Origin of the sequence: Mucilaginibacter gilvus, assembly GCF_004054195.1 — a bacterium.
GTDB lineage: Bacteria > Bacteroidota > Bacteroidia > Sphingobacteriales > Sphingobacteriaceae > Mucilaginibacter > Mucilaginibacter gilvus.
Genome location: NZ_SBIW01000001.1, coordinates 525,126 through 535,945, shown reverse-complemented (window position 1 = coordinate 535,945; position 10,820 = coordinate 525,126). Strand labels below are relative to the sequence as shown.

Genomic DNA, 10,820 nt, shown 5'->3' with positions numbered 1-10,820 from the left:
GAAGGTGCAAAGTACCTTCAACTTTTGACCTTTAACTTTCAACTCAAAAAAACAAAGGAGACTATGTCTTACAAAAAGGATAATAAAATCAAAAGTAATTTCACTACAATTACGATCAGTTTAGCTTCTCCGGAATCTATCCTGGAACGTTCGAGCGGTGAAGTTTTGAAACCTGAAACCATCAACTACAGGACCTACAAGCCTGAGCGCGATGGTTTGTTCTGCGAGCGTATATTCGGTCCGGTAAAAGATTACGAGTGCCATTGCGGTAAATACAAACGTATCCGTTACAAAGGTATCGTTTGCGACCGTTGCGGTGTTGAAGTAACCGAAAAGAAGGTGCGCCGCGAGCGTATGGGCCACATCAATTTGGTGGTGCCTGTTGCGCACATCTGGTACTTCCGCTCGTTGCCAAACAAAATTGGCTACCTGCTGGGCTTACCAACCAAAAGGCTCGACCTGATCATTTATTACGAAAGATATGTAGTTATACAGCCGGGTATTAAAGAAGGCGACGGGATCTCTAAAATGGATTTCCTGACCGAAGAAGAATACCTGGATATATTGGATACCTTACCAAAGGAAAACCAATACCTGGATGATAAAGATCCACAGAAATTTGTAGCTAAGATGGGTGCTGAGGCTTTAGAAGATCTTCTGAAACGCCTCGACCTTGACCAGTTATCATACAACCTGCGCCACCAGGCTGCAAACGAAACTTCACAGCAACGTAAAAACGAAGCTTTGAAACGTTTACAGGTTGTAGAAGCTTTCCGTGATGCAAAAACAAGGATTGAGAATAACCCTGAGTGGATGATCGTTAAGATCGTTCCGGTTATCCCGCCAGAATTGCGCCCATTGGTTCCATTGGAAGGTGGCCGTTTTGCTACTTCTGATTTGAACGACCTTTACCGCCGTGTAATTATCCGTAACAACCGTTTAAAACGTTTGATCGAGATCAAAGCACCGGAAGTAATTTTACGTAACGAAAAACGTATGCTGCAGGAAGCTGTGGATTCGTTATTTGATAACTCACGTAAAGTAAACGCGGTAAAAACTGAGGGTAACCGTGCATTGAAATCACTTTCGGATATCCTGAAAGGTAAACAAGGCCGTTTCCGTCAAAATTTACTGGGTAAACGTGTGGATTACTCGGCACGTTCGGTAATTGTGGTAGGCCCTAACCTTAAATTGCACGAGTGCGGTTTACCAAAGGATATGGCTGCTGAATTATTCAAACCATTTATCATCCGTAAGATGATTGAGCGTGGTGTGGTTAAAACAGTAAAATCTGCCAAGAAAATTGTTGACCGTAAAGACCCATTAGTTTGGGATATTTTGGAAAACGTATTAAAAGGCCACCCTGTATTACTAAACCGTGCGCCTACGCTGCACAGGTTGGGTATCCAGGCCTTCCAGCCGAAATTGGTTGAAGGTAAGGCTATACAATTGCACCCGTTAACCTGTACCGCCTTCAACGCGGATTTTGACGGTGACCAGATGGCTGTACACGTACCACTTGGTAACGCGGCAATTTTGGAAGCCCAGGTATTAATGCTTGCATCGCACAACATCTTAAACCCTGCCAACGGTACCCCAATTACAGTACCTTCTCAGGACATGGTGCTTGGTTTGTACTACATAACCAAAGGCCGTAAAACAGATGAAGGACGCGTTGTTAAAGGCCAGGGCTTAACTTTCTATTCTTCTGAAGAGGTAATTATCGCTTATAACGAAAGAAAGATCGATCTGCACGCCTTTATTAAGGTTAAAGGAAGAATTAAAGAACGCGATGGCATCATCGTTTCTAAAATAATTGAAACTACTGTAGGCCGCGTGTTATTTAACGAGCATGTGCCCGAAGAAGTTGGTTACATTAACGAACTGTTGACCAAAAAATCACTGCGTGATATTATCGGCGAGGTTGTTAAAATGACCGGTATGGCACGCGCTGCCCAGTTCCTTGATGATATTAAGGAGTTAGGTTTCCGTATGGCATTCCAGGGTGGTTTATCATTTAACCTGAAGGATATCAATATCCCTGAGGAAAAAGTGACACTGATTGCCCAGGCTTCTAAAGAAGTGGAAGATGTTATGGGTAACTATAACATGGGTTTCATTACCAACAACGAGCGTTATAACCAAATCATCGATATCTGGACACGTATCAACAACCGCTTAACCGCGAATGTGATGAACATCCTGAGCAACGATAACCAGGGCTTCAACTCTGTTTACATGATGCTTGACTCTGGTGCGCGTGGTTCTAAAGAGCAGATCCGTCAGCTTGCAGGTATGCGTGGTTTGATGGCTAAGCCTCAAAAATCAGGTTCTGGTGGTGAGATCATCGAAAACCCGATCCTTTCTAACTTTAAAGAAGGATTGTCGGTATTAGAGTACTTTATCTCTACCCACGGTGCGCGTAAAGGTTTGGCAGATACGGCGTTAAAAACAGCTGATGCTGGTTACTTAACCCGTAGGTTGCATGATGTTGCGCAGGATATGATCGTTGGTTCGGTAGATTGCGGTACTTTAAGAGGTATCTACACAACTGCATTAAAAGATAACGAAGATATTGTTGAACCATTGTACGACCGTATTTTAGGCCGTACCACCCTTCATGATGTTCATGACCCTATTACCGGCGAACTGTTGGTATCTGCCGGCCTTGACATCACAGAAGAAATTGGTAAGAAAATAGAGAACTCACCTTTAGAAGGTATCGAAATACGTTCGGTATTAACTTGCGAAAGCCGCAGAGGTGTTTGTACATTATGCTACGGTCGTAACCTTGCAAGCGGTAAACGCGTGCAAAAAGGCGAGGCAGTGGGTGTAATTGCAGCACAGTCAATTGGTGAGCCGGGTACACAGTTAACACTTCGTACATTCCACGTGGGTGGTACCGCATCAAACATCGCGGCTGAATCTCAGATCAACGCAAGGTTTGATGGTATCATTGAATTTGAGAACGTACGTACGGTTGATTACAAAAACGACGAAGGAACTGTTGAAGTGGTATTAGGCCGTTCTGGCGAGTTCCGCATCATCGAGGCGGGTAGCAACAAGGTTATCGTTACCAACAATATTCCATACGGTTCATACCTGTATGTAAAAGATGGCGCTAAAATTGCCAAAGGCGATCGTATCTGTTCATGGGATCCGTACAATGCGGTTATTATATCAGAGTTTGCCGGTATCACCACTTTTGAGGCGGTATTGGAAGGCATCACTTTCCGCGAGGAGAGCGATGAGCAAACAGGTCACCGTGAGAAAGTTATTATCGATACCAGGGATAAAACAAAAAACCCTGTTATCCAGATAGCTGATACAAAAGGTAACATCATTAAAGGATACAACATCCCGGTAGGTGCCCACATTTCTGTTGAAGAAGGTGAGAAACTGCAAACCGGGCAAGTTATTGCTAAAATCCCTCGTTCAACCGGTAAAACGCGAGATATTACAGGTGGTTTACCACGTGTAACCGAGTTATTTGAAGCACGTAACCCATCTAACCCTGCGGTAGTAACCGAGATTGACGGTGTAGTAACTTTAGGTGGCGTGAAACGTGGTAACCGCGAGATCACCATTGAAAGTAAAGATGGCCAGGTTAAAAAATACTTGGTGCCTTTATCTAAACACATCCTTGTACAGGATAACGACTTTGTTAAAGCAGGTATGCCATTATCTGATGGTTCTATCTCTCCGGCAGATATCCTTGCTATTAAAGGCCCTGCGGCTGTGCAAGAGTACCTGGTTAACGGTATACAAGAGGTTTACCGTTTACAGGGTGTAAAGATAAACGATAAGCACTTTGAGGTTATTGTTCACCAGATGATGCAGAAAGTTGCCATTGAAGACGCAGGTGATACTCGTTTCCTTGAAAGGGAAGCAGTTGATAGCTGGGACTTTATGATAGAGAACGACGAGATGTTTGATAAGAAGGTTGTAACCGAAGCAGGTGATTCAACCAACTTAAAAGTGGGTCAAATCGTTTCTTTAAGGAAACTGCGCGACGAAAACTCTATCCTGAAACGTAAGGATGCGCAACTGGTTGAGGTAAGGGATGCAATTGCTGCAACTTCGAGCCCGATGCTGCAAGGTATCACAAGAGCATCGTTAGGTACCAAATCGTTTATTTCAGCGGCATCGTTCCAGGAAACTACAAAAGTACTGAACGAAGCAGCCATAGCAGGGAAGAAAGATAACATGCTGGGCTTGAAGGAGAACGTTATTGTTGGTCACTTAATTCCTTCTGGTACAGGTTTACGCGAATACGAAAATATCCGTGTAGGTTCTCAGGAAGAATTTGATCGCCTGATGGCTTCAAAAACTGAGGAAGTGGAAGCTTAATCAGATTATTTTAAATACTTTTGCAAAGCCTTCTATGAAAATGGAAGGCTTTGCTATTTTAGTACCATGGAAGAACAACAAAACGAAAACCAGATAAACATTGAGCTTTCTGAAGAAGTTGCAGAGGGCACATACGCCAACCTTGCCATTATCACCCATTCCAGTTCGGAGTTTGTGCTTGATTTTATCCGTGTAATGCCGGGTGTACCCAAAGCAAAAGTAAAATCGCGCGTAATACTAACGCCGGAACACGCCAAAAGGCTGCTAACCGCGCTTGAGGACAATGTGGAGAAATTTGAGACCGTAAATGGCCGTATCAAAATAGGCAACGATCCAACCGGCGGTGCCTTCCCCATGACTTTTGGCGGGCCTATCGGGCAGGCGTAATTGGTTCATGGCTTATAGTCCATGGTAGCTGCGGGTATTTTTCTAACTATTGACTATGATCCATCGACTATCAACTTAATTAATGAACAAACAAGCTAAAATATATATTGCCGGGCATCGTGGGATGGTGGGTTCTGCTATACACCGCAAGCTGCAGGCAGAGGGTTACACCAACTTTATTTTGCGAACTTCTGCTGAGATCGATCTGCGCGACCAGCAACAGGTGGCCGCTTTCTTTACTGCTACAAAACCCGATTACGTGTTTTTGGCGGCAGCAAAGGTGGGCGGTATTGTAGCCAATAACACCTACCGTGCCGATTTTTTGTATGAGAACCTGCAGATCCAGAACAATGTTATCCATAACGCTTATTTAAACGGCGTAAAAAAGCTGATGTTCCTGGGGTCAAGCTGTATCTATCCAAAGATGGCCCCACAGCCGTTGAAAGAAGATTACCTGTTGACCGGCCTGCTGGAACCAACCAACGAACCATATGCCATAGCTAAAATTGCCGGCATCAAAATGTGCGATGCATACCGCGCGCAGTATGGCTGCAACTTTATATCGGTAATGCCTACCAATATGTATGGCTACAATGATAACTACCACCCGCAAAACTCACACGTGCTGCCGGCCATGATCCGCAGGTTTCATGAGGCGAAGGAACAGAATTTACCAACCGTTACCATTTGGGGAACAGGTACGCCGCTGCGCGAGTTTTTGTTTGCCGATGATTTGGCTGAAGCCTGCTATTACCTGATGCAGAATTACGATGAGGCGGGCCTGGTAAACATCGGCAGCGGCACCGAGATTACTATTAAAGACCTTGCGCTGTTAATTAAAAAAGTAACCGGTTACGAGGGCGATATCGACTTTGATACCAGCAAACCCGATGGCACGCCTCGCAAGCTAATGGACGTAAGCAAACTGGCAGAAAAAGGATGGCGTTATGCCACAGAACTGGAAGAAGGTATTAACTTAGCTTACCAGGATTTTCTGGTACACCACGTAGAGCGATAACGAAACCTTTTAAATCCTGAAATCGTTAACACATCGTTCAACAGATATAATATACATGAGTAAAACCATCATCTTCGGCGCCTCTGGCCAGTTAGGGCAATGTTTTAAAAAATTAGCCGCAGATAGAGGCCTCGGTTTCTTTATTTTCCCGGACGAAACCGAAGCCAATATTTTGGATGTTGATGGCTTAGGCAAACTCTTCGCTAAATACAAGCCAGCCTATGCCGTTAACTGCGCTGCGTATACCGCGGTTGATAAAGCAGAAGACGATGCTGAACTCGCAGAAAAGATCAATAAAACAGGGGTAGAAAACATTGCCAAATTGTGTGGGGAACACGGCACAAAACTGATACAGGTTTCTACAGATTTTGTATTTAAAGGCGATATTTCCTCTCCTTTAAAAGAGGACGACGAAACACTACCCATCAGCGTTTATGGCCAAACCAAACTTGACGGCGAAAAAGTTATCCCGGCACTTTTGAATGAATATTTTATTGTTCGCACGGCCTGGCTTTATTCGGAGTTTGCGAACAACTATGTTAAAACCATGCTTAAGCTGGGTGCAGAGCGCCCTGAACTAAAAATAATTGCCGACCAGGCTGGTACGCCAACTTACGCTATCGACCTGGCAGACTGCATCATCACCATTATTCAATCGGGTAGCGAGGCATACGGCATTTACCATTATAGCAACGAGGGTATTGCCTCCTGGTACGATTTCTCTAAGGCCATATTCGAAATTTCGGGAACCGAAGTTAAGGTGATCCCTATCCCTACCAGCGAATACCCCACACGGGCTGTAAGGCCACCGTATTCGGTGATGGATAAAACTAAAATAAAGAAAGCATTCGGCATCGAAGTTCCGTATTGGAGAGAGAGCCTGCAGATTTGCATCGCTCAACTCAAACAACAAAACTAAGCACTCACAACCATGAAAGGTATCATATTAGCAGGCGGATCGGGCACTAGGCTTTATCCTATCACCAAGGCAATTAGTAAACAACTGATGCCTATTTATGATAAGCCGATGATCTACTACCCGCTTTCGGTTTTGATGCTGGCAGGTATCAGCGAGATCCTCATTATCACCACTGCCGAAGATAACCCCGGTTTTGTGCGCCTGTTAGGCACGGGAGAGGAGCTTGGCTGTAAATTCCAATACGCTATACAAGAAACCCCGAATGGTCTTGCTCAGGCCTTCGTAATAGGTGCCGATTTTATTGGTAAGGATAAAGTGGCTTTAGTTTTAGGCGATAACATTTTCTACGGCTCAGGCTTTAGCAAGCTGATACAAAGTTTTAACGACGTAGAAGGTGCTGCCATATTTGCCTACCCTGTTACCGATCCGGAACGTTACGGTGTAGTGGAGTTCGATTCTGAATTCCGCGCGGTATCTATCGAAGAAAAACCAATTGCCCCAAAATCCAAATATGCGGTACCGGGCCTATACTTTTACGATAACAGCGTGGTAGAAATTGCTAAAAACATAGCCCCATCGCCACGTGGCGAATACGAAATAACCGATGTGAACCGCGTTTATCTGGAACAAGGTAACCTAAAGGTAGGCGTAATGGACCGTGGCACCGCCTGGTTAGATACCGGCACCTTTGATTCGTTAAGCGATGCTACCGAATTTGTCCGAGTGATTGAAAAGCGCCAGTCGCGCAAAATAGGGTGTATTGAAGAAGTGGCTTACGTAATGGGCTTTATAGACGATGAGCAGCTGAAGGTTTTGGTGCAGAAGTACATCAAGAGCGGCTACGGAGCTTATTTGCAGAGTTTGTTGGATCAGTAGAAGCTAATGCCCCGCTGCCGCGAGCGTCCCCGGCTTGTGCCCCGCATGCAAGGTTGCCATTATGCAAACCATGCACGTTTAAAGGCATTGCCGCTCTGCTAACTGGCCACAAGCGAGGACGCTTGCGGCAGTGAAAACCTTTATTTCTTTTGAAATTCAGGCGGTTGACCAATCACCCCCAACATTTCCCCCATCAAATCAGTCCCCAACGCATCCACCCAAACAATCTCCTTATCCTTCCTAAACCAAGTCATTTGCCTTTTGGCGAAACGGCGGGTATTTTGTTTGATGAGGCTGATAGCCGTTGGAAAATCAGTTTTACTATCGAAATAATCAAATACCTCGCTATACCCAACGGTGTTTAGCGCGTTTAAATGGCGGTAGGGTAGTAGCGACTTAGCTTCAGCAACCAAACCATCGTCAACCATGATATCCACCCGCTGGTTAATACGGTTGTAGAGCAGTTCCCTCGGCATATCCAGCCCAAGCTTAATAATATCAAAAGTGCGTTTATTAGTTTTTGCGGTTCTGTAAGATGAAAAGGGCTGCCCCGAGCTTTCGTAAACCTCCAATGCCCGTATTACGCGCTGTGGGTTATTAATGTCAACGTCATTATAGTATACCGGGTCAACCTCTTTTAGACGTTCCTGCAGCGGAATAAGCCCATTTTCGGTAAGCTCAACGTTCAGGCGCTCACGTATGCCTTCATGGGCGGTTGGCAACTCATCAAATCCCTCGCAAATGGCTTTAATGTAGAGGCCGGAGCCACCGGCAAGCACGACTACCGGATGTGTTTGAAAAAGTTCTTCCAGCAGAACAAGGCATTCCCGTTCAAAATCGCCAACGGAGAAGCTTTCGGTAATGGAATGCGAGTTAATAAAGTAATGTGGAGCGGCGGCCAATTCTTGGGCAGTAGGCTTAGCGGTACCTATCGACATCTCCCTGAAAAATTGCCTTGAATCGGCAGATACCACCACCGTACTAAAATGCTGTGCTAATTTGATAGCCGCCGCTGTTTTACCCGAAGCCGTCGGGCCTGCAATTACAATGAGGGTGGGGCGAACTTGATTGGTCATGATTTAGTCCATGGTCTATAGTCTATGGTCCATGGACTAAAATAGAAAATATGTTAGATATTAATAATCACCTCCGCGGCCTGATTTTTCGTCGTCTTCAAAGCCGTCGTCATCGCCAAAGCCAAATTCATCTTCTTCTCCGTCCTCTTTCTTTTCTTCTTCAGGGTCATCTATACCCGTGTCGGTTACCTCAGAAAAATCTTCGGTTTCCTCGGGATTGTAAAGCATTTCGTTCAGGAAATCCAGGTCTTCATCAGGCGCTGCCGCGGCAGGGTTAAACACATTGCCAAACTGTTTCGGTGCTTCGCCGGCCGAACGTACCACAAGTGGATACGTAGCGCCCGGGGTTTCGTTCAGGATGATCTGCCTTAATTCCACATGGAAATCAAAAGGCCTGTCGAAATTAAAGGTGTAATAAAACTTTTGGTGTGGGTCGTCGATATAGCTGCTCAGCTTTATCTTTTCCATCAGGGGAATCTTCCTGTCGACCCTTTTCTGGTTAGGTAGGTAGGTAATTTCTTCGCCTTTCATCCACTGATCGTTGCTGATATAAAAAGATGAAGAATATTCAGGGCTGTACCCGGTAGACTGGTGTATAGCGCGGTGAAGATCCTCGAATGTTTGGTTCGATTTTACATCAATATCCCGGCTTACATCATCGTAATCCTCAAAAGTAACCCTGAACCTATATAATGCCATTTTTCGTAATTTTTGTCAAAAATAATAATGTTTTTATTCAATTTGTGCTTGCAACAACTTTCAAGCCAATTTCCTGGCCTTTTTCAATTGTAAAATTAATCGCTGCCTCTCTATTGTTAGGAATTTCACCCTCCAGGATCGCTTCGCGGATCTTATTCTTAATAATTCCCACTTCGCGGCCCTCGCCAATGCCAAAAAGCTGCATAATATCCAATCCGGTTACCGGTGGCTGCCAGTTTCGGATGCTGTCGCGCTCTTCTACATCCTTTATTTTTTGCAGAACCAGCTCAAAATTGTTACGATATTTTTTAACCTTGTATTCGTTTTTGGTAGTTACGTCTGCTTTACACAACAGCATCAGCGCCTCTATGTCCTCTCCGGCTTCAAATAACAACCTGCGCACGGCCGAATCGGTAACGATGGATTGCGATAAAACGATAGGCCTTAAATGCAACTGCACCAGTTTCTGTACAAATTTCATCTTCTCGTTCAGCGGCAATTTCAGCTGCGCGAAGATTTTGGGCACCATACGCGCGCCTTTATCCTCGTGCCCGTGGAAGGTCCATCCGTGGCCAGGTTCAAAACGTTTGGTGGGTGGTTTGGCAATATCATGTAAAATAGCCGCCCAGCGCAGCCAAAGGTCGTCGGTGGTTTCGCAAATATTATCCAGCACCTGCAGGGTGTGATAAAAATTATCCTTGTGCCCTTTTCCGTTGATGATCTCCACACCGTAAAGTGCTACCATCTGTGGGAAGATAATGTGCAGCAGGCCCGTATCAAACAAATAGTTAAAACCAATGGATGGTTTAGCCGAGAGGATGATCTTGTTCAACTCGTCGGAGATGCGCTCCTGCGATACAATTTTAATGCGGTGCAGGTTGCTTTTGATAGCCGCTATGGCCTCATCATCTATCCTGAAATTCAGTTGCGATGCAAAGCGGATAGCCCGCATCATCCGCAGGGGATCGTCAGAAAAAGTTTCTACCGGGTTAAGCGGTGTACGGATGAGTTTTTGTTCAATATCGGCAATGCCATCAAATGGATCTACCAGTACACCATAATTATCGGGGTGCAAGGTAATGGCCAGCGCGTTGATAGTAAAATCGCGGCGTTTCTGGTCGTCGTCCAGCGTGCCGTTCTCCACAATAGGCTTGCGCGATTCTGAGCGATAGCTTTCCTTGCGGGCACCTACAAACTCCACTTCTACATCCTGGTAGCGCAGCATAGCCGTACCAAAATTTTTAAATACCGAAACTTTTACGTTCAGTTTGGCGGCAACTGCTTCGGCAAATTCTATCCCGTTACCCAAAACAACAATATCGATATCCTTGGAAGGGCGATGGAGAAAAATATCGCGTACGTACCCGCCAATGGCAAACGCCTGCACGTTTAACCCCGCAGCTAAGCTGGAAATCACAGAAAATACCGGGTGTTGCAGGTGTTGTTTCATAAAAATAAAGCCGCAGAGCGGCTTAGGTATACGGGGCAAATTTAA

At 45.2% G+C, this 10,820-nt stretch carries 8 protein-coding genes; 5 read left to right on the top strand and 3 right to left on the bottom strand.

Annotated features, from left to right (window positions below; all coding sequences use genetic code 11):
- The first annotated feature begins 63 nt into the window (after nt 1-63).
- From rpoC to rfbA, 5 genes are all read left to right on the top strand, one after another.
- A complete protein-coding gene (rpoC, locus tag EPL05_RS02490; RefSeq protein WP_128531927.1) occupies nt 64-4,350 on the top strand; it encodes a DNA-directed RNA polymerase subunit beta' in 4,287 nt (1,428 codons plus the stop codon).
- Between the two features lie 66 nt (nt 4,351-4,416).
- Entirely contained in the window at nt 4,417-4,737 is a 321-nt protein-coding gene (locus tag EPL05_RS02485) for a DUF3467 domain-containing protein (protein ID WP_128531926.1), read from the top strand.
- An 82-nt stretch (nt 4,738-4,819) separates the two neighbouring features.
- Nucleotides 4,820-5,755, top strand: coding sequence for a GDP-L-fucose synthase (gene fcl, locus EPL05_RS02480; RefSeq protein WP_128531925.1), 936 nt, complete (start codon nt 4,820-4,822; stop codon nt 5,753-5,755).
- Between the two features lie 55 nt (nt 5,756-5,810).
- Nucleotides 5,811-6,674: a dTDP-4-dehydrorhamnose reductase gene (gene rfbD / locus EPL05_RS02475; RefSeq protein WP_128531924.1), complete on the top strand. Its 864-nt coding sequence runs from the start codon at nt 5,811-5,813 to the stop codon at nt 6,672-6,674.
- Between the two features lie 12 nt (nt 6,675-6,686).
- A complete protein-coding gene (gene rfbA, locus EPL05_RS02470; RefSeq protein ID WP_128531923.1) occupies nt 6,687-7,550 on the top strand; it encodes a glucose-1-phosphate thymidylyltransferase RfbA in 864 nt (287 codons plus the stop codon).
- 140 nt (nt 7,551-7,690) lie between these two features.
- Here rfbA and miaA read toward each other — a convergent pair whose 3' ends face one another.
- From miaA to EPL05_RS02455, 3 genes are read right to left on the bottom strand one after another with little or no spacing between them, the layout of a single operon-like run.
- A complete protein-coding gene (miaA, locus tag EPL05_RS02465; RefSeq protein WP_128531922.1) occupies nt 7,691-8,626 on the bottom strand; it encodes a tRNA (adenosine(37)-N6)-dimethylallyltransferase MiaA in 936 nt (311 codons plus the stop codon).
- A gap of 60 nt (nt 8,627-8,686) precedes the next feature.
- Nucleotides 8,687-9,325, bottom strand: a complete 639-nt coding sequence (locus EPL05_RS02460) for an IS1096 element passenger TnpR family protein (protein WP_128531921.1) — start codon at nt 9,323-9,325, stop codon at nt 8,687-8,689.
- A gap of 37 nt (nt 9,326-9,362) precedes the next feature.
- The gene (locus EPL05_RS02455) at nt 9,363-10,775 is read right to left on the bottom strand and encodes a CCA tRNA nucleotidyltransferase (RefSeq protein WP_128531920.1); all 1,413 of its coding nucleotides are present in this window, start codon (nt 10,773-10,775) and stop codon (nt 9,363-9,365) included.
- Between the last annotated feature and the right edge of the window lie 45 nt (nt 10,776-10,820).

Coding starts and splice junctions, on each gene's coding strand:
- EPL05_RS02485 (WP_128531926.1), top strand. CDS start 4,417: ATGGAAGAACAACAAAACGAAAACCAGATAAACATTGAGCTTTCTGAA.
- rpoC (WP_128531927.1), top strand. CDS start 64: ATGTCTTACAAAAAGGATAATAAAATCAAAAGTAATTTCACTACAATT.
- fcl (WP_128531925.1), top strand. CDS start 4,820: ATGAACAAACAAGCTAAAATATATATTGCCGGGCATCGTGGGATGGTG.
- rfbD (WP_128531924.1), top strand. CDS start 5,811: ATGAGTAAAACCATCATCTTCGGCGCCTCTGGCCAGTTAGGGCAATGT.
- rfbA (WP_128531923.1), top strand. CDS start 6,687: ATGAAAGGTATCATATTAGCAGGCGGATCGGGCACTAGGCTTTATCCT.
- EPL05_RS02460 (WP_128531921.1), bottom strand. CDS start 9,325: ATGGCATTATATAGGTTCAGGGTTACTTTTGAGGATTACGATGATGTA.
- miaA (WP_128531922.1), bottom strand. CDS start 8,626: ATGACCAATCAAGTTCGCCCCACCCTCATTGTAATTGCAGGCCCGACG.
- EPL05_RS02455 (WP_128531920.1), bottom strand. CDS start 10,775: ATGAAACAACACCTGCAACACCCGGTATTTTCTGTGATTTCCAGCTTA.